This window comes from Nonomuraea sp. 3-1Str (genome assembly GCF_031570565.1).
Classification (GTDB): domain Bacteria; phylum Actinomycetota; class Actinomycetes; order Streptosporangiales; family Streptosporangiaceae; genus Nonomuraea.
The window spans coordinates 24,279-48,650 of the sequence record NZ_JALHBK010000022.1; the positions used below are offsets into that span (position 1 = coordinate 24,279).

Genomic DNA, 24,372 nt, shown 5'->3' on the forward strand with positions numbered 1-24,372 from the left:
CGAGGACGGGGCCGAGTCGGATTCGTGACCGAGGGAGTGCGGCGAGAAGACAGGAGACGCTGGACAAATCCGCGCTGCCTGCGGAACATGATCTACGTTCGGCGGTCGTTCCCCAACGAGCTCCGGATCCTCGCCCAGCACCGCCTCGCCCCCGACATCCCCCAACGTGAGGACCGAGGATGACCCGTTCAAGGGCCCTGCTGTCCGTACTCGCCATGGCCGCGTCCGCGCTGACGATCAGCGGGAACGCGCAGGCCGACGCGGACCTGCCGTTACCGTCGGCGATCTTCCGCGCCACGCACAACAGCTACTCCGGCGACGTCGCCGGCGCCAAGAAGTCGATCACCTACCAGCTCGACCACGGCGTGCGCTTCATCGAGCTCGACGTCCACGACAACGGGTACGCGACCGCGCGCGACTACGCCATCGGCCACGACTCGCCCGGTGACCAGGTCGACCACTCCGGCAACCCGGCTTCCAACCTGTTGCGCGACTGGCTGAACGTGATCAACACGTGGTCCGCGCAGCACCCGGCCGCCGCCCCGCTCGTCGTCATGCTCGACCTCAAGGACGACCTGACCGACAATCCGTCGTTCGCCGCCGGCAACCTGGCCGCGCTCAACCAGGAGCTCGTCTCCGTCTTCGGGCCGCGGCTGCTGACGGCCGCGGACTACCCGGCGAGCCCGCCGTCGGTGGACACGCTGCGCGGCCGCGTCCTGACGCTGCTCTCCGGCAACGGGAAGAGCCGCGCGGAGTACAAGCGCGACATCGGCAGCGACCCGGCGATCGCGATCAACGCGAAGGGGCAGGTCGTCGAGGTGCACGACTCCGGCTCGGGCGTGCTCTGGTACTGGACCGGCAGGTACGACGACGGCCGGGTGACCTGGCTGCGCCATGGGCGGTACGACAACGGCAGGACGCCCGCCGTCGCGCTGAACGACAACGGCGACCTGGTCGAGGTCCACCAGTCCCAGAGCGCGACCACGCTGTGGTACCGCGTCGGGCGTCTCGGCGCGGACGGCGAGATCACCTGGTCGGCCAGCCACCAGTACGACAACGGCGTCCTGCCGACGGTCGCGTTCACCAGCCCGGCCGGCACGCAGCTGCGCGAGATCCACCGGAGCCAGAGCAACACCCAGAACTGGGAGTGGAACGGCGCCCTGAACACCGGCACCTCGACGGTGTCGTGGAGCGGGAACGCGAAGACCTCCGACGCCCGCTTCGACAAGACCACCTCGGCCCGCGGCACGTCGAGCGTCCACGTGTGGACCGGGGCGGACGGCCCGACCCCGGCGCAGACGCTCCGTGTGGACACCGACCGGTTCACCGGTGACCGCATCCGTTACCCGCAGACGGCCTTCGACGAGTTCCAGAAGGGCGACAGCGCGGAGCTCCAGCAGGGCGCCCTGTTCTACGCCGCCCCGGCGAGGGAGTCCGCCTTCATCGCCTCGGCACGGCAGTCGGGGAAGCTCGCGCGCGGCTGGGACTTCGACGCGGCGGACATGGCCACCACCCCCCTGGCCAGCTACCCGGCGACCAACCACCCCTACGACGCCTGGTACGAGAACCTCCTGACCCGTTCCGGCGCCGTCCAATAACGGCTGCTCCTAGCCGGCTGTCAGCTCGTCCGGAAGGACGAGCTGACAGGACCGCGGCGTGGCGCCGACGACGTTCGGCTGCGCCAGCTGCGACCCTGTGCCGGCGCGGTGGCGCTTCGCGGGCGGGCCGTCGATCCTTGCGTAGGGACGCGCGCCCGCCCGCCCCGCCTGCCCGCCCCGCCTGCCGGCGACGCCGACCGGCCCCGCCGGTGTGGCCGACACCAGCGTCTACCGCCGCCTTGCGCAGTGTCTGAGTCAGCATCTTCTTGCTGACCCCCCGTCCCGGAGGGACCTGTCCGGCGACGCGCTGAGCGACCTGCAGCGGCCGTTCGGCGGGCTCCGCGACCCCGAAGAGATCTTCCGGCGAGATGTCATCGACCGGCACCGGCTGCCCGATCATGCGTCCGGCACGACCAAGGCCGAACCGGACATCGCACCGAGCCCGCAAGCGGTGGCCGCCGACCGCGAATGGCTGGTGCAGATGACGGCCGCCGCCGCTCAGCCCCGGAGTCTCCCTGTCGCGATGCGCCTTCGCCCTCGGTCGCGGCAGGGCCCGGTGCCGCTGGCCCCTTTCCCGGATTTTCTTCGGCGCGGATGTCAAGACTGACACCGGTGTCACGACTCTGCTGTGAGGGGCTCCCATCAGGGGAGCCGCCGACGGCAAGGAGTTGGCATGGGAACGTTGGACAACAAGTCGGCACTGGTGACCGGCGGGTCCCGCGGGATCGGGCGAGCGATTGTGGTGAGACTGGCTCGTGAGGGCGCGGCAGTGATCTTCAGCTTCAGGCGCGACCAGGCAGCGGCGGAGGACGTGGTGGCTGAAGTGGCGGCCTTTGGTGGGCAGGCGATCGCGGTACGAGCGGACCAGGGGCGCCTGGAGGACGTGAAGTACCTCTTCGGCGAGGTCGACCGGAACCTGGCCGGTTTGGACGTGGTGGTCAACAACGCGGCGATCAATCCGATGGGGAACATCTGCGACGCCACCGAGAGCGACTTTGACGAGGTGATGACCGTCAACACCAAGGGGCCGTTCTTCGTTATCCAAGCCGCTGCCGAAAGGCTCAGCGAGGGTGGACGGATCATCAACATCTCCTCTGCCGGTGCGGTGCCGGGTCTGGCCCTGTACTTCGCCAGCAAGGCGGCGCTGGAGTCGATCACCGCAGTCGCCGCCCGCGAATTCGGTCCCAGGGGCATCACGGTCAACAGCGTGTCCCCTGGTGCCACCGACACAGACATGATGCGCGCCGCTGCCGGGGAGCATCTGGAGCAGGCCATCGAGCACACTGTGGCCCTGACGCCACTGCAACGGCTGGGACGCCCGCAGGACATCGCCAACGTCGTTGCCTTCCTGGCCGGGCCCGACTCACAATGGATCACTGGTCAGAACCTGCGGGTCTCCGGCGGCCTGATGATCTGACCGGCCGCCGGCGGCGAGCCGGACGAAGGCGGCTACGACGCCGGCACCGGTTCCGGCTGAAGGCGGCCAAGCTGGGCCGCTCGCGAGGTGGCCTGACCAGCAAGCCGCATCTGTCGGCCGACCGTCGATGCCGTCCGCTGCCCTTGGTCCTGACCGCCGGCCAGGCCGGAGACAGTCCGCAGTTCCGCGCCGTGCTGGAGCGCATCAACATCCGCCTGCCCATCGGCCGTCCGCGGACCCGGCCGGGCGCGGTGGCCGCGGACAAGGCGTACTCCTCCCGCGGCAACCGCGCCTATCCACGCCGACGCCGGATCAAAGCGGTCATCCCGGAGAAGGTCGACCAGGCCGCCAACCGCAAGAAGCGCGGCTCCCGCGGCGGCCGGCCCATCATCCATGATCCCGATCTCTCCAAGCAGCGCAACGCGGCCGAACGCTGCAACAACCTGTGACGTGGATCGCTTGAGGTCGTGATTGGCGGTGTGGGGGTTTTGTGCGGGTCCTGCCCATGATGAGCTGCAGCGGGATTTCGGCTTCGCCGAGGTGGCTGGCGGCGCTGTGGCGCACCTGGTGCAGGTCGAGGCCGGCGTAGCTCTTTCCGCGATCGAGCTGTTCCAGCACGGCCCTCTCTCACCCGCTCGTCCCAGAGCGACGCGGCGTGCCCGGTGGGCGGCTCAGGGGGCGAGAGGGCCGAGGTCGGCGGCGACTCGGGCGAAGGCGCGGATGAGGTCGTTCTCGGTCTCGGTACGCCACACCAGGGCGTATCGCAGGAAGTCGATGTCCTGGACGGGCAGGTAGGCGATGTCGGGGCGGTTCCAGTAGCGCCTCATGTGGCCGGGGAAGAGGTTGACGAGCTCTCCGGTGCTGGCCAGGGTGAGAACCTCTTCGGTGTTGCGAACCAGCGGGCCGCGTTCGATCCGGCGCCCCGAGCGGGTGTGGGACGGGACGTAGCCGTCGGCCCAGTAGTCCGGCCATCCTGGGGCGTTCGCGTGCTGGAAGTCGGCGAGCATCTCCAGCGAGATCGAGGTGAGCCGGGTGAGTTCGTGCTCGGCGGCCACGGCCAGCACGCGCGGCTCGCCGAGCAGGACCGGGCCCACGGTCAGGTCGGGTTCTTCGACCGGCAGCCAGCAGACCAGGACGTCGACATCGCCATGGCGCAACCCGGCGAACGGATCGACGAAGGAGGCGTGCTGGATCTTCAGCTGCCACTGCGGGTGGCGGGTGCGGAAGGTGTCCCAGAAGGGGCGCAGGTCCTGGATGTTGATGGGGAGCATGCCGACGCGCAGCACGGCGGTGACGCCCCGGGCGGCGAGCTTGGCGCGGCGCATACCGTCCTGCAGTCCGGTGTAGACGGGCCAGAGGTCGTCGCGGAGCTGCCGGCCGAGCGGGGTCAGCCGGACCATGCGGTTGGTGCGCTCGAACAGCGGGGCGCCGATCTGGCGTTCCTGCTTCTTGATGGCCTGGGTGATGCGGGCGGGGGTGACGCACAGCCGTTCGGCGGTCCGTCCGAAGTGCAGCTCTTCGGCCAGGGTCAGGAAGATCTCGATGTCGCGAAGTTCCACGATCCTCCTTCGCGTTAATGTAGCGGTTAATGCAGCCTTGCGCAGGTTGTCGTTGTTGCGAGCGGCTGCTCGCGCCGATCCTAGTGGTGGGAAGAATTGGACCACTTTTGGGATGACGAGTGACGCCATTGACGGGCAAGACGGCGCTGGTGACCGGAGCTTCGCGGGGGATTGGGCAGGCGATCGCGCGGCGGCTGGCGGCCGACGGGGCCCTGGTGGCCGTGCACTATGGCAGCAATGACAGGGCCGCCCGCCAGACCGTGCACCTGATCGAGAAGGACGGCGGCCGGGCCTTCCCGGTCCGGGCTGAGCTGGGGGTGGCCGGGGACGTGGACATCCTGTTCGCCGCCCTGGAGATGGGCCTGCTCGCGGGGACCGGCCAGGGGCGGCTGGACATCCTGGTCAACAACGCCGCCATCACCGCCGACTCGATCGAGGCGATCACCCCGGAGGCGTTCGACCGGCTGATCGCCGTCAACACCAAGGCGCCGCTGTTCATCACCCAGCGAGCCCTGCCGTTGCTGAACGACGGCGGCCGCATCATCAACCTGTCGGCCGCGGCGACCAGGATCGCGATGCCCGAGCAGCCGTACGCGATGAGCAAGGCCGCCATCGAGGTGCTCAGCCGCTCCTTGGCCCAGGTGGTCGGCGAGCGGGGCATCACGGTCAACGCCGTGGCGCCCGGTCCGACGGTCACCGACATGAACCCGTGGATGCTCGACAACCCCGAGGTCCAGCAGCTGGTGGGCAGCGGCAACGCCATTCCCCGGGCCGGCCGGCCCGCTGACGTCGCCGATGTGGTGGCCTTCCTGGCCTCCGAGGCGGGCCGCTGGGTGACCGGGCAGATCATCGACGCCTCCGGCGGCTGCTTCCTCGGCCCCCGGATCTGAGCTCTCTGGCTCGGGACGACGTCGTACGCCTGACACCTCGCCCAGGGGCGGGCCGGCCGCGCGGCGTCGTGTCAGCGGTGGCGTCAGGACGGCGACGGCCCGCCGTCAGCGCGGTCGGCGACGGTGGATCCCATGAGCGGTCCAGCGAACCGGACCTACCGGACTCGCACTATCGAACAACGTATGCAAGGAGATTCATGATGAGTGCTGACGGCTTCTCCAAGCCCGGACTGTACAAGCTGCGTGAGGTGCTGGAGCGCCATGTCGACTCCGGACGGATTCCCGGAGTCGTCGCCCTGGTCAGCCGGGGCGGCCATACGCACGTCGAGGCGCTCGGGACGATGCGGCATGACGGTGGCGCGCCGATGCGCCGCGACACGATCTTCCGGATGGCCTCCACCTCCAAGCCGGTCTCGATCGCGGCGGCGATGGTATTGCTGGATGAGTGCCGGCTGCGGCTGGACGACGTGGTGGATGAGTGGCTGCCCGAGCTGGCCGGCCGGCGAGTGCTGACGCGGCCCGACGGCCCGCTGGACGACACGGTGCCGGCGCGCCGGCCGATCACCGTGCGGGACGTGCTGACCTCCACCTTCGGGCTCGGCATGGATTTCACGGCGCTGGGCAAGCCGATCATGAACGCGGTCTTCGAGCAGGGCCTCACGCCCAACCTGCCGGTGGAGATGCCCGAGCAGGATGAGTGGATGCGCCGCCTGGGCGAGCTGCCGCTGATGTACCAGCCCGGCGAGCAGTGGCAATACCAGATCAGCAGCGACCTGGTCGGCGTGCTCGTCTCTCGGGTCAGCGGCCAGTCGTTCGAGGAGTTCCTGCGCGAGCGCGTCTTCGAGCCCCTCGGGATGGCCGACACCGGCTTCCACGTGCCCGCCGAGGAGATCGACCGGCTGCCGACCCTATACGCCCCCGACCCGGGCAGCGGCGAGTTCCTCGCCTGGGATGAGCCCGAGGGCGGACGGTGGAGCCGGCCGCCGGCGTTCCAGGGTGGCGGCGGCGGGCTGGTCTCCACCGCCGACGACTACCACGCCTATTTCCAGATGCTGCTGAACGGCGGCACGCACCAGGGCAGGCGGATCCTGTCCCGGGCAGCCGTGGAGCTGATGACCACCAACCGGCTCACCCCCGAACAGAACGCCGCCCGCACCGCCCTGGCCACCAACAACGTCCATATCTCCTTCGGCCAGGGGCAGCAGGGCGGCTGGGGGATGGGCATGGCGGTGCGCACCTACCGCGGCGACTACGCCCCCATCGGCCAGTTCGGCTGGGACGGCGGCAGCGGCACCTCGGCCTACGCCGACCCGGCCAACCAGCTCACCGGCATCCTGCTCTGCCAGCTCGGCTACTCCGTCCCCAGCCCGGCGCACCTGATGAACGACTTCTGGACCACCCTCTACCAGGCCATCGACGACTGACACCACGCCCACCCCCCGGTGGGCACGCCCGAGGGAAGTGCCCACCGGGACGTCAGAGACACCTTCAAGGAGCACCCGACCATGTCCATCACCCTGACCGACCAGGACAAGTCCACCCTGCGCACCGCCGCGTACGGCGCCATCTCGCTGATGTCCGCCGCCGACGCCGCCGGCAGACCCCACAAGGTGGCCACCCACGGCTCCATCGCCTTGTCCTCGGCCACCGGCGCGATCGGGCACGTGCTCGCCGCCAAGACCAAGGACATCAACCTGGACGGCAAGTCCGTCGCCGAACTCGCCGACCACGTGCTGCCGGCCCTGACCGCGGCCATGACCCTGCTCAAGCAGCAGGACCCGGCCGAGGCCGGCAACTTCCGCAACACCGTCCTCGTCGCCGTCGAAGCCGCCGCCCGCACCCAGGGCTCGCCCAGCCCCACCCTGGCCGACATGACCCGGAAGATCACCGAAGCCCTCGACGCCGCCTGACGGGCTTGTCGCGAGGTTCTCGTCAGCCGCGAGCCGCGGCGCTTCATCCATAGCCAGTCATCAGCCTCATGGAGGGCACATGTCCAGTTTGAACCGGCGAGGGTTACTCGCCGCAGTCGTCGTCGCAGCTCCGCTCGTGGTCGCCGGTGTTCCCGCCGCGTCCGCGACGGCGAAGCCGGCGATCTCCGGCGGGCTCACGCAGCCCGTCTTCTCCTACGCCGACGCCATCCGTGAGCACGTCCGGGTGCAGTCGCCGGTCGACAGCGACGGCGACGGCAAGAAGGACCTGGTCCGGGTGGACATCATCCGGCCCAAGGAGAGCGATTCCGGGCTCAAGGTCCCGGTGATCATGCATGAGAGCCCGTACTACGACAACCCCGGCGTCGGCTACGAGCTGGATCACAAGACGTACGACGCGAACGGGAACGTGACGAAATTCCCGCTGGCCTACGACAACTACTTCGTCCCCCGCGGATATGCGTTCCTGGCCGTCGACATGATCGGCACCAGGCTGTCCGAGGGCTGCCCGAGCTCCTATGGCGCCTCCGACGTGCTGGGCGGCAAGGCGGTCGTCGACTGGCTGAACGGCCGGGCCAGCGCCTACGACGACCAGGGCGAACCGGTCAAGGCCAGCTGGACCACCGGACGTACCGGGATGATCGGCCACTCCTATGAGGGAGCGCTCGGCGCCGCCGTCGCCGGCACCGGCGTACGGGGGCTGGAGACGATCGTGAACATCTCCGGCTACACCAGCGGATATGAGAACTCGCGCATCAACGGCACCCTCAGCTGGTTCGCGGGCCAGGCGTCCTGGCAGGCCGAACGGGTCGCCGCCGATCCGGGCAGATGCGCGGCGGTGAGTGCGAAGCTGCTCGAAGACTCCGACGATGCCACCGGCAACTACAACGCCTACTGGGACGAGCGCAACTACCGGACCGGGACGGTCTCCAAGGCGCGCAACGTCCGCGCCAGCGTGTTCTCGGTGATGGGCATGCACGACCGCAACGTGGTGGGCAGCCAGTTCTCCGAGTGGTGGGCCGCGCTGCCCCGCGACGTGCGGCGCAAGGCGTGGGTGACGCAGTACGGGCACGTCGACCCGTTCTGGGCCCGGCGCGAGGTGTGGATGGACACCCTGCACCAGTGGTTCGACCACGAACTCATGGGCGTCGCCAACGACATCATGCGGCAGCCGCGCGTCGACGTACAGCTCGGCCCGGACCGCTGGATCACCCAGGCCGACTGGCCGGCACCGACCCGGACGGCGACCCTGCGACCGCAGCGGGACGGCTCCCTGGGCACCAAGCCCTCGACCGGCACCGGCAGCTACCTCGACCTGGCCAAGAGCGAGGTCGCGATGGCCACCGACCCCGCCACCACCAACCCGAACCGGCTCGCCTTCCTGACCCCGCCGCTGCAGAAGGCGACCCGGCTGTCCGGAACGCCGTCGGTGAGCCTGCGCCTGAAGCTGGACAAGCCGACCGCCAACCTGGGCGTCCTGCTCGTCGACTACGGCACCGACACCCGCATCACCCACGAACGCACCGCGACGGCCGCGGAAGGCCTGAGGTTCATCGGCGGCGAAGACTGCATCGGCCAGGCGAGCGCCGATGACGACGGCTGCTACCGCAGGGCCGCCGACAACACGGCGACCTCCGACTTCCAGGTGGTCACCCGCGGCATCCTGGACGCGCAGAACCACAAGTCGCTGAGCCGCTCGACACCGCTGACGCCGGGCAAGTCGTACCGGATCACCTGGAAGATGCTGCCGCAGGACTACGAGTTCAAGGCCGGGCACCGGCTGGGTCTGGTGCTGACCGGCGCCAACGACGACTTCAACCTCGACGAGAGCGGCAACGGCTCCGGGACCGACGTCGAACCCGGCACCGGGGCCAACGTCAGCATCGACCTGGCCGGCACCTCGATCTCACTGCCGTTGGTCACCGGCACACCCAACATGTAACGGCAAGCTGTAGCCGATCATCAAGCGAGACCCCGCAGACGTCCGCGCGACCGACCGACCACCACAGCAGAAAGGACGGCAGAACACCCGTGAGCTCCACGTTGATCCGCTTGATCGAGCCCTCCGACGGCCCCGCACTCGCCGGCCTGCTCTCCCGGGACAAGCAGGCGTATGCGCGCTGGCTGCCCGGCCGGCCCGCGGCGTTCTACACGCCCGACGGGCAGGCCTCGGTCATCGAATCCCTTCTGGTCTCTCATGACAAGGGGCTCGCGTGGCCCGGTGTCGTGGTCTCCGACGAGACCGTCATCGGGCAGGTCACCATCAGCTCGATCCTGCGTGGCCCGTTTCAGAAGGGATTCCTCGGCTACTGGGTCTCCTGCCTCCATCAGGGGCTCGGCCACACCAGCCGTGCCGTCGGCCTGGCGCTGCGGATCGCCGACGACGAGCTGAACCTGCATCGGCTGGAGGCGCACACCCAGCTGGAAAACCTCCCGTCCCAGGCGATCCTGCGCAAGCACGGGTTCAGTCCCTGGGGCATCGCCCATGAGCACTCCTACGCCGACGGCGCATGGCGCGATGAAGTGTTCTGGGAAAGGAAATCGGCCGGCAGGCACACTCCCTAGGCATGCAGTCGTCGCGAGCCGTCTCGGCCACCCGGCCGAACCAGCCGGCCGCTGTGAGCAGGAACGCGGCGCCCAACGCCTTGAGGCGGCCGGTCCGGCCCTAAGAAATAGCCCCAGACTTGTGCGACACGAGATCACAGTGCGCCGTGAGGCGCTGGAAATCGAAGGAGGTGTGAGACCTGCTCGCCGAGCTGTCGCAGCAGTTCGGTGGGAGCTGGGTGCAGCCTGATCCGGGAGACGCTGTACGAGAGGAACCAGTGGTGAAGTTCCGTAAGCGTGTCACCGGCTCAGATCTGGTGGATATGGGCCGGGGAGCAGGGCACGGCCGCCCGATCCGGCCTCGCGGATCTTCGTCTTCGGTTGCCGGGGCAGCGTCCTGTCCTTGTTCAGATGTCCGGCTCGGCCGCCGATCCGGTCGCGAAGCTCGCCGTAACGCTGCCGGCCGCCTCCCAGGCCGAACACCACGACGACCGACCAGGTGTCAGCCACCAGGTTCAGCGTGGTGCGGGCGGGGCAGTCGGCGAGGAACACGTCGTGCTCACTCGTACAGCGCCCTCATCCGACCCCGATCTCCGTACCTGGCACAGGATGCCGACAGGTGGGTAGCTCGTGATCGCTGCGATCGACGAATGGCTCCGACCACCTTTGGTACAGGCCCTGGCGACGCCCTGTCACTCGGGGTGGCGGGATTCCGCTGCGGGTCGCGGTGATCAGGTGGCCTTGCCGCGGGCGACGTAGAGGTTCATGTGGGTGAAGTCCAGCGTGACGTTGTAGGGCTTGAAGAAGCAGTGGAAGAAGGCGGCCGGCACATCGAACCCCAAGGAGGCGAGCTCGGCCTGTGGGTGCGTCTCGCAGTAGATCTCCTTGGCGGCGGCGTCGCCGAGGCGGATCTCCTTCGGGTAGCAGGGGTAGGTGACGGCTGGGTGGCTGTGGGCGAAAGTCCCGATCGGGCGGTCGTAGTCGCTGCGGATCCCCAACCGCTCGGCCGTGTCCCCGAACACGACCGCGGCCATCTCGCCCCTTCCGCCGAAGTTCACGCCCACCACCCCTGTGCCGGAGCCGTCGACGCCGGCGATGCCGCCCCTGCTGTGCAGATACTGCTCACGGGCCAGCCACAGCGGCAGGGGCTCCGCGCCCGCCCGTGCGGCGGCGGCGCGTGCCGTCCTGGCCGTCTCGGGGGTTCTGCGGCGCAGGATCAGCGACCGGCCCGCGTAGTCGAAGGTGGTCAGCAAGTGGTAGAAGACCCACGTGCCGATCAGGCCGTCACTGTCGGTGTCGACATCTCCGCCCGACTCCGTCGACGACCAGCCCACGGGGACGTTGCGCAGTTCGATGCCGCCCAGCTTGAAGGAGTCCAGTATCCCGTAGTACGCCCAGATGGAGCCGTTCTCGTACTCGATCTTCTGGCTGGCGACGGGGCTCAGCCCGGCCTCCTTGGCCACCGACGCGCGCATGCTCAGACTCGGGGCGCCGGTGTAGAACGTGAAGCGCTTCGGCGGCCCGCCGTTGACCGAGGCTTCTACCAGCGGAATCGGGTCCATCTGCTGGAACGGCACACGCGCGATGTCGCCGTGGACCTGATACGGCTCGCCGCGGACCGCCGCGAACCAGGTGGCGTAGGCTTCCTCACCGGCCGCTCTCCAGCGTGGTGCGGCGAGGGAGAACTTGTCCTGCCGGATGTAGCAGTCGGCCAGGAAGTAGTTGGCGTCCCTGTCGCCGGGCGCCAACTCGATGGCCATCCTGAGGTATTTCTCGGCGTCGGGGAACTGGTTGCCCAGGAGCCCGACGAAGCCGCGCCGGCGGGCCGCGTGCAGGTTCTTGGGGTCCTTCTTCAGGATCGCCTCGTACGCGCGGCCGGCCTGCTCGAACTTGCCGGCCTTGAACAGCGCGTCCGCGTCACCGCTGCCGGCCAGCGCCGTGGCCGCCCCGCCCAGCAGCGGCGCGGTCGCGGCCGCACCGGCCAGCCCCGCGGCGCCCCGCAACACCGAACGCCGATCCCATTCTCCGTCATTCACCAACGTCTTCTCCCTTTCATGATCACCTTCGCCGGACCTTTCGTCCACGGGACGGTCCCAGCAGCCCCGGCCGGCTCATCTCGCCCTGCCTGATGAGAGCGACACCGGAGCCATTGGGGCCGGCCGGGCCGGGACGGCACGACATCGACCCGATGCCGGCGGCCCGGACCGGTGGCCTCGCGCCGGGCAGGGCCACCAGGATGGCCGGCCCGTCCGGCTTCGACCGGCCGACCGATACCGTCACCGTGTCGCGGTCCACGCCTGGCCTGTCCGGACACGGCTTGTCCGGACACGGCTTTCCGTCCGCAGGGACGGTCCGGGCGCAGGCCGGCTCAAGGCCCTCCCGCACGGCCGGGTCATCCCCGATCGACAGCCCTCACGACACGCCGCCGGGTTTCACCGCGCGCTCGGTGACTCACCCGCCGACCCCACCCACTGTCGGCCAGCCTTGTCCCCGCCCCGTCCGCGCCCTGTCACGGTCGTGTCACAGCCGCAACCGACGGTGGCAGCCGTCGAGAACCCGCGGCATGCGGCAGACGGCGCGCGCACATCCGGGACCGATCGTGGTTGGTGATGAACCAGCCATGCACCTTTCCGCCCCGGCTCCGGGACCGGATGTACGCGGTCAGCCGGTGCTCGCCATGCTCCTGCTGGTCCCGGTCGAGCGGAACGCGCCACGCCAGGCGGCGCGGGCGAGGGAACGCGAGTGGACGTCACACACCCCTGCACCAGTAGGGCATACGACTCCGCGCGACCGCGGCGCACGCGGGTCCGGGCCACGCGAATCCCTGCGCACGGCCACCGGGGGGCGTGGCTCGGGGTCAGTCCTTGACGACCTCCACCCAGTAGCGGCCCTCGCCGTCGCGGTGGGCGCCGTGGATGTCGGTGGCCAGCTCCGGGAAGGCCCGGTCGAAGTCCTCCAGAGCCCGCAGGTACGTCATCAGCGGGCCGTCGGCCGGGCCGGTCGCCTCCCCGGGCATCAGCATGGGGATCCCGGGCGGGGTGACCACCACCGTGGCCGCGGCGACCCGATCCGGCAGGCCGGTCAGCGGGACGCGCTCGGTGCGGGCCCGGATCATCGCCTGGTAGCAGTCGCCCGGAGTCGTGACCGGCTCGGGCAGGGTGGTGAAGACCTGGTCGAGAAGCTTCCCGACCCCGGAGTCACGCAGCCTCTCGTGGACCAGGGTGCAGAACTTCTGCAGCGAGATCGCGGGCGGCCCGAAGCCGGGCAGCACCTCCGCCAGCGGCAGGTCGTTGTCGTAGGCGTGCTTGAAGTCGGTGAGCGCGTCGATCAGCGTGCCCCACTTGCCCTTGGTGATCCCCATGGAGAACAGCACCAGCAAGGTGTGGTCGCCCGTCTTCTCCACCACGATGCCTCGCCGCTCCAGGTAGGCGGCCACGACGCGGGCCGGGATGCCCCACGCGAGCGTGCCCGTGGCGGCGTCGGCGCCCGGGCAGGTGATCGTGACCTTGACCGGGTCGAGCAGGCAGTAGCCCTCCGACATCCCGTCGAAGCCGTGCCACGCGGCGCCCGCCTCCAGGGTCCAGCACCGGGGCTCGGCGCACAGCAGCCCCGGATCGGCGTCGGCGAAGGAGACGGTCCGGCCGGTGCTCGGGTCGGTGACCGCCGGGGGCTGCCAGACGCCGAAGAACCAGTCGGGCCGCAGCTCGTCCTCGCGGATGCGGGCGGCCAGCCGTACCATCGCCTGCCGGAACCGGACCGCCTCGACGATCGCCTCCCCGGTGAGGAACGGCCCCGACGGGCCGTCCATCATCGCCGCCGCGACGTCCAGCGAGGCGATCATCGGGTACAGCGGTGACGTGGAGGCGTGCATGAGGTAGGTCTCGTTCAACGCGTCGTAGTCGACCGGCGCCCGCTCGGCGGGGCGGACGTGCAGCATCGCCGCCTGCGACAGCGCCGCCAGCAGCTTGTGCGTCGACTGGGTGGCGAACACGGTGGGGCGGTCCGGGCCGGGCAGGGTGCGCTCGTCGATCGCCATGCCGTACCGGCCGGCGTAGAGCGGGTTGAACCGGGCGTAGGCGAACCACGCCTCGTCGAAGTGCAGCCGGGGCACGCTGGCGCCGAGCAGCTCGCCGACCCGCACCGCGTCGTAGCACACCCCGTCGTAGGTGGAGTTCGTGACCACCGCGTACGACGGCTCGGCGGCGGCGAGGGGGTGGGCGGCCAGCCGCTCGCGGATCGCGCCCGCCTCCAGGGCGGCGGGCGGGATCGGGCCCGCCAGGCCGAGCCCGTTGCGCTCGGGCACGAGATAGACCGGGCGGGCGCCGCTGATCGCCAGCGCGTGCTGGACCGACTTGTGGCAGTTGCGGTCCACCAGGACGGTGTCGTCGCGGGCGATCGCGTGGTGACCGACGATGCGGTTGGCCGTGGAGTTGCCGTTGACGACGAAGAAGGTGCGGTCGGCGCCGAAGATGCGGGCGGCGTTGCGCTCGGCCTCCCCGATGGGGCCGGTGTGGTCGAGCGGCGATCCCAGCTCGGTGACGGAGATGGACAGGTCGGTGCGCAGCAGCCGCTCGCCGTAGAAGTCGAAGAACGCCCGCCCGACCGGGGACTTGAGGAAGGCCACGCCTCCGGCGTGCGCCGGGGTGTGCCAGGAGTAGCGATGGTGGTCCTGGAGTCGGCGCAGGGCGCCGAAGAACGGCGGAAGGATCTTCTCGGCGTACTGGTCGGCGGCGTGGGCGATGCGCCCGGCGATGAACTGCGGAGTGTCCTCCAGCGGGAAGACGTAGCCCTGGATGACCTCGTACACCCACAACGGGAGCTCCTGCTCCTGGGTCATCAGGAAGACGGGCAGGCCGCGGAACCGGCGGCCCACCGCGCCCAGCAGCTCCTCGGCCCCCGGCCCGTCCCACGCCGCCAGCACCGCCGTCAGCGACGCGTCGGACCCGACCACCGCCAGGGCGTCGCCGGGTCGGTGGGTCCAGCGCACCTGGAGCCCGAGCTCGTCCATCGCCGCGCACACGCGGCGGATCTGCTCGGCGAGCGCCGAGTCGGCGTCGGGACGTTCGGTGACGGCGGCCAGAACCGTTCGCTCCATGCGGCGCTCCATGCTCGGGGGGAAAGGGGCGGTAAGGAGGATCCCCAGCCATGGTAACGCTCCGCTGTCAGATGGCAACTTCAGGTCACGACCACGCCGACCACCGTGACGCGACCTGGAGGACGGCCTGCCGGACGCGGTCACCCCCGGTCCGGGCGCCGGACATGGCGCCGGCCCCGGCCGTGGAGCGACCGGGGCCGGCGGAGCCTGAGGTCAGTCGGCGCAGATGGCGAAGACGCTGATGCCGACGTCGTTGTAGCCGTCCTGGCGGCCGATGCCGATCCAGCCGCGGCCGTCATCGGTGGGGAACGACCCGACCAGGATCGCCCGGTTGCCGCGCGCCTCGGCGCCGCCGCCGAGGACCTTCTTGGCGCCGGGGCAGTAGAGCGTGCGGCGCTGGAAGTTGGGGACGTTGGCGTTGGGCAGGGTGACGAGCTGGTAGCCGGGAGGAAGCGCTGACGGACGGGCGGCCGCGGCGACCGGAGCGGGCGCCGCGCTGGCCGCGGCGGTCGTCGTGAGGCACGCCACCGCCGCGAGGACGGTGAGGGGGAGGGCCAGGAACCTCTTCGAATGCATCGTTCTCCTTCTGTCCTGTCCCCTGACGGGCACGACTCCGGGCAGCACACGGCACGCCGGCGAATGCGGTGCTGGCAGTGGTGAAGTGATCGCAGGAAACAAAGGGGGCTGACACGTTGAGTATCGTGTCAGTCACGCAGCGTGTCCATACGTATCTGTGTTCGGACGTCGCCCGGCCGTGCCGCCCGCGGGCCCCGGTCACCCTTCGGCGGCCTCGGCGTCGGACGCGTAGGCGTTCACGATGGCGTCCAGGAGACCGGGAAAGCGGGCGTCGAGGTCCTCCAGGCGCAGGGCGGTCCAGCGGCGGTTGCCGTCCTCGCGCTGGCGGATGAGGCCGGCCTCGCGGAGCACCCGGAAGTGGTGGGTGAGCGTGGACGGCGCCACGTCCACCGGGAAGGTGCCGCAGGCCCGCTCGGGCGCGGCGCGCAGGGTCCGTACGATCGTCATGCGGGTGGGGTCGGCCAGCGCGTGCAGGATGTCGAGCACGTCGAGCGCGTCGGCGTCCGGGTGGACCAGGGCTGGGCGGCGGCTGTTCGATCGGGGCATGTCGTGTCTCTCTTTCGACAAACGTCGTACAACCATGATACGACTTTCGTTGTACGACGAACATCGAAAGAGAGTGGGCCGGGATGCGTGCCTTGGTGATGACCGCGCCGTCGGCGGGATCGGACCGCACGGAGGTTCAGGAGATCGGCGAACCACGACCGGGCGAGGGAGAGGTGAGCATCGACGTCGCCTGGGCCGGGATCAACTTCATGGACGTGATGGCCCGCCGCGGCGATCCGGGTTACGCGCCTGCCTGGCCGTACGTGCCCGGACTCGAGGTGGCCGGCACCGTCCGGGAGACCGGCGCGGGCGTCGGCGGCCTGGTGGCGGGGCAGCGGGTGGTCGCGTTCACACCGGGAGGCGGCCTCGCCGAGGTGGCGATCGCGCCGGCGGCGCTGACCGTGCCGGTGCCGGCGGAGATCCCGCTGCCGACGGCGGCGGGCACGCCGATGGTGTTCACCTCCGCGCTGCTGCTCCTGACCGATGCCGCGCGGTTCACCCCCGGCGAGAGCGTGCTGGTGCACTCGGCGGGAGGGGGCGTGGGGGGTGCTCTGGCTCAACTGGTCCCCGCGCTGGGCGGCGGCACGCTCATCGGCACCGTCGGCCGCCCGGACAAGGTGGATGCCACCCGGCGGAGCGGCTACGACGTCGTCCTCCCCCGCGGCGACCAGCTCGCCGAGGCCGTACGCGCCGCCGTCGGCGGGAACGGCGTGGACGTCGTCCTGGACCCGATGGGCACCAGCCTGCTCGACGTAGACCTGGCGATCACGTCGCCGGGCGGGCGGATCGTCATCTTCGGCAACGCGGGCGGCGGGCGGCCCGCTCCCCTGCCGGCGGCGGGACGGCTCATCGGCGGCAACGTCGCGATCGGCGGCTTCAGCATCACGAGCCTGAGCCGGTCGGCTCCCGAACGGGTGGCGGCGGGCCTGCGGCGCGTTCTGGATTTGGTCGGAGCCGGCCGGCTCGATGTCGCGCTGACGCGGGTCGGCTCGCTGGCCGACGTGCCCGCCGTGCACCAGCTGCTCGCCGACGGCCGCGGCAACGGCAAGTACGTGGTGCGCGTGGCGGACGTGGACTAGGGCTCGCGTTCGGGAGCCGACCGGCTCAGGCCCGGGACGCGGACGTCACAGGGCCCCGCGACGCCCGCCCGCCCGCCACTCCGGCGCGAGCACCGACCAGACCTCCATGTCCTGCCGCTTCCCCCGGTACAGGAAGCTCTCCCGCAGGACCCCGTCCTTCGTCATCCCCAGCCGCCGGGCCACCGCGATGCTGGCCTCGTTGGCCGCCGAGACGTGCCACTCCACGCGGTGGACGCCCCGTTCCTCGACGGCCCAATCGATGATCACGCGGGCGGCCCGCGTCACCAGGCCCCTGCCCACGGCCGACGGCTCCAGCCAGCAGCCCACCTCGGCGGTGCCCTGCGCGACGTCCATCGTCCGGAAGAGGACTCCGCCGACCAGCTTCCCGTCCGTCCAGATGCCGTAGATCCGCCCGGCGTCGGCCGCGGCCTTGTCCGCGTACGCCTGGAGGAACCGGCGGGCCGACTCCAGGTCCGTGACGATGTCCCCCAGCGCCACGTGCTGCCCGACGAACTCCCGCCCCCGGTCCATGTGGGCCAGGAACTCCTCGGCTCGCCACGGCTCCAGCGGCCGCAGCTCCGCGCCGTCGTCACCCAGCGATGTCGCGAACATCGATCCCCCTCCACACTCCGAACTCGTACATATGCGGATGGATCTTCTCACGGCCGGGTCTCCCCCCGACTCAGCCGGGGAAGGTGTCCCAGGCGTCCTGACGGACCTCGAGGTGCGGAGAACTCCGCAGGTCGTGCAGGAGCTCCTCCCACGGCGCCGCCCACTCGGCACGCTCCCCGCAGACCCGCGTCAGCGCGAGCGCGAACAGGGCCCCGGCGAGATCACCGCGATCCATCAGCCGCCGAGCCATGACCGGGACGGCCGCGGTCGGCATCGGCCACCGCCTGCGGTACCTGCCGAACACCTCCGAGACGACCCTGACGGCCGTGCGAGCCGCCAGGACCGGCCGGTCGTGGAGCAGGTCGGCCAGCGCGCACAGCTCATCGCCGAACGACGGTGACTCCCCCTCCTCGTCCGCCGGGAGCAGCGCCACGGCGAGCCGCACCGCCTGGGTCAGCAGCAGCGGCCGGCCGGCGAGCAGGTCCACCGCGTCACGGGCGAGCCGGCGCCGCCACGGCTCGGCCACGACCTTCAGGTCCTGCACCCTGGCCAGCTCCTCCACGAGGCCGGCCACCCGCGCCCGCGCCGGCGTCCGCAGGCTCTCACCGGGTACGGCGGCGGCCAGCCGGGTGAGCACGTCGAGCGCCTGGGACCGGATCGTCTCGGCCCGCAGCAGCGCCAGGAACACCTCCATGGCCTGCTCGCCCGACCCCGGGTCGGCCGCGGCCTCGATGATCTCCTCGAGGCCGCCCCGGTACCAGCGCGCCCACAGGGCGAACGCCTTCGACGCGCGGAAGCGCACCCCCGGCAGGTCGGCGGCCAGGAGCAGCCGCCGTACCAGGTCCGCGTAGCGGGGACGGACGTCGGGGGCGTACTCCAACGGATGAGCCGCGAGGAGCTCGCGCAGCATCGGCTCACCGGCGTGCCGGCCGGCCGCGTCCCCCAGCGCGTCCAGGGCCCGGGCATCCTCGGGCATGCCACGCAGCACCGACGCCACCGCCACCCGTACGTCCCGGTGCAGCCCCGGGTCCGCCCACGCCCGCAGCAGAACGTCCACCGCGCCCGGCGGCCGGTCGCGCCCGAGCCGGCGGACCGCCTGCTTGCGCAGGACGACCTTGCTGTCCGAGGCGGTCAGCGCCCTCTCCATGAGCGGGCCGAGCAGCGACGGCGGGACCGCCCCGCAGCGGCGAGCCAGCGCCGCCACCGCGACCCGGGACGCCCGCCCGCCGGCGTGCTCCAGGAGCAGGCGCACCGCCCGGCCAGGCTCGTCGGCGTCCGCCATGGCCGCGATGGCGGCCTCGGCCAGCACCACCTCCTCCCGCCTCGCCCAGGCAGCCAGGAGGTCCAGCCCGCCGCTGATCCGGCCCGTCGCCCGGACGGCGGCCACCCGCAGGGCGATGGGCAGCCCCTCGTCGTGAACGGCGTCCGCGAGCACGGCGCGCACCCGGTCGAGCTGGCCGGGCGTCCACCGGCCGGCGTCCCCGGCACTCACCGGCGGCACCCACGCGGAGCCGGCGAACCGGCCGCCGCGGTCACTCTCCAGCAGTGGCGGGAGCAGGTCGGTGCGGCGCCGGGCCACCGTGCGCCAGACGGCGGGCAGCACCACGGTGGACGGGTCCTCGCGGACGAGCTCGGCGACCCGCCGCTCCCGCTCACCACCCGCCGCGTACGCCGGGCGCCCGCCTCCCGGTGGCCGCTCCGGTCCCGGAGCACGGACCGGCCGGAGCGTCCGCCGACGACGGTGCGGGCGGGTCAGCCACAGCCCGGCGGCCTCGCGGGCGAGCGGCTCGGGCGCCACACGTACGGCGGCCCGCAGGTCGTCCTGGAGCTCGGCCAGCGCCCACGAGCGACGGCCGAGCGCATGGGCGAGGGCCACGGCCAGGGCGAAGTCCCCCCGCTCGCGCGCCGCGCGAAGGTGCGGGCGCAGCAGCGCGAGCAGATCATGCTCCTGACCCGCGCGCAGCACCCGGTCCAGAGATTCCGGCACCGCGGGCGTGTCGGACGCGTAACGGCGGCGGCGGCGCGCGGGGACGGACCGGGACACCCGCCCGGGCAGACCGTCCGCGCCGTGCCGGGCCACCAGCCCTCCGTACACGCCGAGCGCCCATGCGGTCAGCGCCGGCGCCACGGCCGGATCATGGTGCCGCAGGGTCCGGCCGGCCAGCCCGTGCAGCGCCTCCGCGGTGGCCAGGGAGGAGTCCGGCGCCTCCAGCGCGTCGGTGGCGATGCGATCCAGTGTCCCGGCGCAGGAGTCGTCGAACAGCCCCGGCGGCACCTCCCGCAGAGCGGTCAGCAGGTCCCGGCGGAGCGGGTCCTGTTCGTTGACGGTACGCGCCGCCAGGTCCGCCAGCAGCGCGTGGAGCTCCGCCCGGTCCCCGGCGCGGACGGCGCACCGCACCAGCAGCGTCCTTGCCAGTCCCCGCCGCCGCGGGTCCCCGCCCACCGCGGCCTCCCGCAGCGGTCCGGCCGCCTCCTCGTACGGCAGGAAGGAGGTGAGCCGCAGCGGGATGTTCGGATCGTCCAGCCGGGCGCGGGCGGAGTGCCACACCGACTCGTGCCAGTCGAGCATGCGCCTGGCTTCGGCCGCCGCCGGCCCGGCGGGCAACCACCCGAGCACGTCCAGGGCCCACATGCCGGTGGATCCGCCCCGCTTCCCGGCGACCGCCTCGAAGATCACGACCCGGCGGGCGGGCGGCAGCCACCGCAGCACCGGGCCGAGCCCTCGATCCGCGTGGGCGAGACGCATGATCTCCGCGTCCGGAACCGACCGCAGCCGGCGGAGCAGCGCCTTCGGCGGCGCCGACCCGCAGCTCGACCAGGCGTCGGCGATCACCCTCGTGGCACGTGCCACGTCCACTCCGAACAGCGCGTTCAGAGCCGTGACGGGGAGCCTGACGACGAACGGACGCAGGTCCCGCCGTTCCAGCAGGGCCAGCAGCCGCGCCGGCTCGCGCAGCGACGCGAGCGCCACGCCGGCCCCGCGGCGACGCCACCAGGTCCACGCGTCGGCACCCGAGGACAGCTCCTGCTCGGCCACCGCCATGACGGCGTCCGCGTGCCGTTCGGCCAGGGCCGTCCAGGACGTCACCGCGTGGGCGACCCGCGGCAGCCACTGCCCGGCGGTCGTCGCACCGCAGGCCGGCAGCAGCGCGGCGGCCTCGCGGTCACCCCACCGGGCATGCACGCGCGGCAGCAGGCTCTCGGCGAGGGTCTGCCGCCGGGCGTGCGCCAGCGTGCGGTACAGCGCCAGCCGCAGGTCGGCGGGCGCGTCCTGGAGCGCGGCGGCCCCCGCCGCATCGGATACGGGGAGCGTGCGCACCGCGCGCAGCGCCGCCCGTCGCAGCCCCATGTCGGGGCCGGCGAGGACATCCTGGACGAAACCGAGGTCACGGGCCGCCATGGCGACGTGCAGGGCCGTACGCCGGGCGTCCCGGTCTCCCGCGGACAGCTCGCCCAGGAGGACGCGCAGCCGCGAGGTGCCCGCCAGGCGGCGGGCGAGCAGCGCCAGCGCCCGCATGCGCCGCGGGTACGGCAGAGGTTCGAGAAACGCCGGCAACGCGGCGCCGGGAATGTCGGTGGGGATGTCGTGGGCCGGCTCCTCGGCCGGCTCCGTGGGCCTCAACGGCCTGGGCGGAGAACGCCCTTTCCACTAGTCATGCCGACGATGGTGACGGATCATGCCGTTCTCCGCAACTCCCTGCGCCGGACACGGCCGGCGCGGCGTCAGGCGCTCTCCCCCATGCTGCGCTCGTTCCAGTTCGCCAGCTCCACCAGCAGCCCGTCGGCGGCGCCGCCGAACATCTCGCCCAGGACCTGGGGCCTGTCGACGATGACGACACTGTCGAGCAGGGTGGCGCGCAACCTGGCGGCTCGCGGGTCGCCGGCGCCGTCGGGGTCGAACGCGGTCGCGGCGAGGAACAGGCCGCCGACGCCCGCGGACGCCGCGGCGTCGGCGGCCGCGGTGCCGGTCACGCCGGAGGCGTCGTCGGGGACGGCCGGCAGTGCGGGCCGGCCGTCGCGGGCCAGGAGCGTCAGCGGCCGCGCCGGCGTGGTCTCCGGGAAGCGGCCCTCGGGTACGTGTGTCTCCCCCGTGACGAGCCGCACCTGGTCGCGGGGACAGCCCCATGGCCGGCCGCCGGCCTCGTCGCCCAGGCCGGCGCGGGCGAACAGGCCGCCCTCGGCGTCCAGGACCAGATCACCCGGTTGCCACTGCTCGCCCTCGATCGGGTGGTGCGCGTCGCTCATACGGGCACGTTAACCACCACCACCGACAATTAACGTCAGGAGCAGCGCCGGCCGATGAACGAAGATCCGGTGGCTTCGCCCGCCCGGACCGCCGCGCGGCGGAGAAATGTCGGAGCCGCCCGGCACGATGAGCGCATGATCGACGCTCCCCCCCACACCGAGCTCTCCGACCAGGCCGCCTACGCCGCGGCCGTGCAGCTCGCCACCGACGCCGCGGCGGCCTACTACGGCCAGGGTGACTCCTCGCTCGACGACGACGCCTACGACCAGCTCGTGCGCGGCATCGCCGCGTACGAGCGCGAGCATCCCGAGCACGTGCTGCCGTCCTCGCCCACGGGCAAGGTGGCCGGCGGCGCGGTCACCGGCGATGTGCCCCACACGGTGCCGATGTTGAGCCTGGACAACGTGTTCGGCCCCGAGGAGCTGGCCGACTGGGCGGCCTCACTGGAGCGCAGGCTCGGCCGGGGGGTGACCTCCTGGAGCGTGGAGCCCAAGCTCGACGGCCTGGCGATCTCCGCCCGCTACCGCGGCGGCCGCCTGGTCCAGCTCGTCACCCGCGGCGACGGCACCGCCGGTGAGGACGTGTCCCACGCCATCGGCACCATCGTCGGCCTGCCCGGCCGGCTGGCCGACGCCGTCACGGTGGAGCTGCGCGGTGAGGTCATGATGACCGCCGAGCAGTTCGAGCAGGCGTGCGCCAAGCGTCAGGCGCACGACGGCAGCACGTTCGCCAACCCGCGCAGCGCCGCCGCCGGCACCCTGCGCGCCCAGGACCGGCCGTACACGTGCGAGCTCACGTTCTTCGGCTACGGCGCGCTGCCCGATCCCGGCGACGACTCGGAGCAGGCGGTGCGGCTGCGTGAGCTGCCGCACAGCGAGATCATGGCGTGGGTCGCGGAGCAGGGTGTGCGGACCACCGCCGACACGCCCGTGGCCGGGATCGTCGCCGTCACCCTGGACGAGGTTCAGGCGCGCGTGGAGCACATCGCCGCCGAGCGGGCCGAGCTGCCGTTCGGCATCGACGGCATCGTGATCAAGTGTGATCTGGCGGGCGACCAGCGGCAGGCGGGGTTCAGCTCGCGGGCGCCCCGCTGGGCGATCGCCTACAAGCTCCCCGCCGTCGAGAAGATCACCAAGCTGGTGGGCGTGGAGTGGAACACCGGCCGCACCGGCGTCATCGCCCCGCGCGCGGTGCTGGAGCCGGTCGAGCTCGACGGCAGCGTCGTCACCTACGCCACCCTGCACAACGTCGCCGACATCACCCGGCGCGGCCTCATGCTCGGTGACAGCGTCGTCGTCTACAAGGCCGGCGACGTGATCCCCCGCGTCGAGTCCCCGGTCGTGCACCTGCGCAGCGGCGCCGAGCAGCCGATCGTCTTCCCCGAGGTGTGCCCGTCCTGCGGTGACGCCATCGACAGGTCCCAGGAGCGGTGGCGGTGCGTGCGCGGCCGCGCCTGCCGCGCGATCGCCTCGATCGGCTACGCCGTGGGACGCGACCAGCTCGACATCGAGGGTCTGGCCGGCAACCGCATCCAGCAGCTCCTCGACGCGGGCTTGATCGCCGACTTCGCCGACCTGTTCTTCCTGACCAGCGAGCAGCTCCTGACGCTCGAGCGGATGGGCCGGACCAGCACCGACAACCTCCTGGCCGCCATCGAGCGGGCCAAGAGCCGGCCGCTGAGCAGGGTGTTCTGCGCGCTCGGCGTTCGCGGCACCGGCCGGTCCATGAGCCGCCGCATCGCCCGCCACTTCGGCAGTATGGACGCCATTCGCGCGGCCGACGCCGAGGCGATCCAAGCGGTCGAAGGCATGGGCCCGGAGAAGGCGCCAGTGGTGGTAGCCGAGCTGGTCGAGCTGGCGCCGCTGATCGACAAGCTGGTGGCAGCCGGAGTCACCATGACCGAGCCCGGCTGGAGGCCACCCGTCGTCTCTGGCACCGACGTCGCCCTCGATGCGCAGACGACTTCGGAGGTGGGTGGCACGTCCGAGTTGCCGCTGGTGGGGATGTCCGTGGTGGTCACCGGATCAATGAGCGGTGCGCTGGAGGCGCTGACCCGCAACCAGATGAACGAGCTGATAGAACGCGCTGGAGGCAAATCCTCCTCCAGCGTCTCGAAGAGGACCAGTTTGCTGGTGGCCGGGGAGAATGCGGGCTCCAAGCGCGCCAAGGCTGAGAGCCTGGACGTGCGGATCGTCGGCCCCGAGGAGTTCGCCGACCTCGTCGGCGCGTTCCTCTGATCGGCGCCGGAGCTATGGAAGCGGGGACTGGAGAGCAGATCGGCG

General features: G+C 71.6%; 19 protein-coding genes and 1 pseudogene. 11 read left to right on the top strand and 9 right to left on the bottom strand.

The features are described 5' to 3' along the window. Positions 1 to 179: 179 nt before the first annotated feature. The 4 genes and pseudogenes from MTP10_RS29220 to MTP10_RS29235 form a co-directional block, all read left to right on the top strand. Positions 180 to 1,598 (top strand): hypothetical protein, encoded by a 1,419-nt coding sequence (locus MTP10_RS29220; protein WP_310713120.1) that lies wholly within the window; start codon positions 180 to 182, stop codon positions 1,596 to 1,598. Positions 1,599 to 1,809: 211 nt separating this feature from the next. Then, on the top strand, positions 1,810 to 2,205 hold the full coding sequence (locus MTP10_RS29225) for a hypothetical protein (RefSeq protein WP_310713121.1): 396 nt from the start codon (positions 1,810 to 1,812) through the stop codon (positions 2,203 to 2,205). Between the two features lie 66 nt (positions 2,206 to 2,271). Further along, positions 2,272 to 3,015: a glucose 1-dehydrogenase gene (locus MTP10_RS29230; RefSeq protein WP_310713122.1), complete on the top strand. Its 744-nt coding sequence runs from the start codon at positions 2,272 to 2,274 to the stop codon at positions 3,013 to 3,015. Positions 3,016 to 3,038: 23 nt separating this feature from the next. Beyond that, positions 3,039 to 3,458, top strand: a pseudogene (locus MTP10_RS29235) (transposase); the annotation flags it as partial. 228 nt (positions 3,459 to 3,686) lie between these two features. On the opposite strand, the gene MTP10_RS29240 reads toward MTP10_RS29235, so the two are convergent. After that, on the bottom strand, positions 3,687 to 4,574 hold the full coding sequence (locus MTP10_RS29240) for a LysR family transcriptional regulator (RefSeq protein WP_310713123.1): 888 nt from the start codon (positions 4,572 to 4,574) through the stop codon (positions 3,687 to 3,689). Positions 4,575 to 4,693: 119 nt separating this feature from the next. On the opposite strand from MTP10_RS29240, the gene MTP10_RS29245 reads away from it, so the two are divergent. The 5 genes from MTP10_RS29245 (at position 4,694) to MTP10_RS29265 (ending at position 9,957) form a co-directional block, all read left to right on the top strand. Next, positions 4,694 to 5,464 (top strand): SDR family oxidoreductase, encoded by a 771-nt coding sequence (locus MTP10_RS29245; protein ID WP_310713124.1) that lies wholly within the window; start codon positions 4,694 to 4,696, stop codon positions 5,462 to 5,464. Positions 5,465 to 5,661: 197 nt separating this feature from the next. Continuing rightward, complete coding sequence (locus MTP10_RS29250) at positions 5,662 to 6,888, top strand: serine hydrolase domain-containing protein (protein ID WP_310713125.1); 1,227 nt, start codon at positions 5,662 to 5,664, stop codon at positions 6,886 to 6,888. An 81-nt stretch (positions 6,889 to 6,969) separates the two neighbouring features. Next, the gene (locus MTP10_RS29255) at positions 6,970 to 7,374 is read left to right on the top strand and encodes a hypothetical protein (protein ID WP_310713126.1); all 405 of its coding nucleotides are present in this window, start codon (positions 6,970 to 6,972) and stop codon (positions 7,372 to 7,374) included. A 79-nt stretch (positions 7,375 to 7,453) separates the two neighbouring features. Continuing rightward, the gene (locus tag MTP10_RS29260) at positions 7,454 to 9,334 is read left to right on the top strand and encodes a CocE/NonD family hydrolase (RefSeq protein WP_310713127.1); all 1,881 of its coding nucleotides are present in this window, start codon (positions 7,454 to 7,456) and stop codon (positions 9,332 to 9,334) included. Between the two features lie 110 nt (positions 9,335 to 9,444). After that, the gene (locus tag MTP10_RS29265) at positions 9,445 to 9,957 is read left to right on the top strand and encodes a GNAT family protein (protein ID WP_310713128.1); all 513 of its coding nucleotides are present in this window, start codon (positions 9,445 to 9,447) and stop codon (positions 9,955 to 9,957) included. Positions 9,958 to 10,236: 279 nt separating this feature from the next. Here MTP10_RS29265 and MTP10_RS29270 read toward each other — a convergent pair whose 3' ends face one another. From MTP10_RS29270 to MTP10_RS29290, 5 genes are all read right to left on the bottom strand, one after another. Beyond that, positions 10,237 to 10,488, bottom strand: coding sequence for a hypothetical protein (locus MTP10_RS29270; protein ID WP_310713129.1), 252 nt, complete (start codon positions 10,486 to 10,488; stop codon positions 10,237 to 10,239). 179 nt (positions 10,489 to 10,667) lie between these two features. Beyond that, positions 10,668 to 11,972 carry an aspartyl protease family protein gene (locus tag MTP10_RS29275; RefSeq protein WP_310713130.1) on the bottom strand — a complete coding sequence of 435 codons (1,305 nt, stop codon included), beginning with the start codon at positions 11,970 to 11,972 and terminating at the stop codon, positions 10,668 to 10,670. A gap of 821 nt (positions 11,973 to 12,793) precedes the next feature. Next, entirely contained in the window at positions 12,794 to 15,031 is a 2,238-nt protein-coding gene (locus MTP10_RS29280; protein WP_310713131.1) for an Orn/Lys/Arg decarboxylase N-terminal domain-containing protein, read from the bottom strand. 213 nt (positions 15,032 to 15,244) lie between these two features. After that, a complete protein-coding gene (locus MTP10_RS29285; protein WP_310713132.1) occupies positions 15,245 to 15,607 on the bottom strand; it encodes a hypothetical protein in 363 nt (120 codons plus the stop codon). Positions 15,608 to 15,805: 198 nt separating this feature from the next. Continuing rightward, entirely contained in the window at positions 15,806 to 16,153 is a 348-nt protein-coding gene (locus MTP10_RS29290) for a metalloregulator ArsR/SmtB family transcription factor (RefSeq protein ID WP_310713133.1), read from the bottom strand. Between the two features lie 173 nt (positions 16,154 to 16,326). Between MTP10_RS29290 and MTP10_RS29295 the strand changes: the two genes are divergently transcribed. Next, positions 16,327 to 17,232: a zinc-binding dehydrogenase gene (locus MTP10_RS29295; protein WP_310713134.1), complete on the top strand. Its 906-nt coding sequence runs from the start codon at positions 16,327 to 16,329 to the stop codon at positions 17,230 to 17,232. 45 nt (positions 17,233 to 17,277) lie between these two features. Here MTP10_RS29295 and MTP10_RS29300 read toward each other — a convergent pair whose 3' ends face one another. From MTP10_RS29300 to MTP10_RS29310, 3 genes are all read right to left on the bottom strand, one after another. Then, positions 17,278 to 17,844: a GNAT family protein gene (locus MTP10_RS29300; RefSeq protein ID WP_310713135.1), complete on the bottom strand. Its 567-nt coding sequence runs from the start codon at positions 17,842 to 17,844 to the stop codon at positions 17,278 to 17,280. Between the two features lie 70 nt (positions 17,845 to 17,914). Then, positions 17,915 to 21,466 carry a hypothetical protein gene (locus MTP10_RS29305; RefSeq protein WP_310713136.1) on the bottom strand — a complete coding sequence of 1,184 codons (3,552 nt, stop codon included), beginning with the start codon at positions 21,464 to 21,466 and terminating at the stop codon, positions 17,915 to 17,917. A gap of 101 nt (positions 21,467 to 21,567) precedes the next feature. Then, a complete protein-coding gene (locus MTP10_RS29310) occupies positions 21,568 to 22,089 on the bottom strand; it encodes a hypothetical protein (RefSeq protein WP_310713137.1) in 522 nt (173 codons plus the stop codon). Positions 22,090 to 22,224: 135 nt separating this feature from the next. On the opposite strand from MTP10_RS29310, the gene ligA reads away from it, so the two are divergent. Next, on the top strand, positions 22,225 to 24,327 hold the full coding sequence (gene ligA, locus MTP10_RS29315) for an NAD-dependent DNA ligase LigA (protein ID WP_310713138.1): 2,103 nt from the start codon (positions 22,225 to 22,227) through the stop codon (positions 24,325 to 24,327). The last annotated feature ends 45 nt before the right edge of the window (positions 24,328 to 24,372 follow it).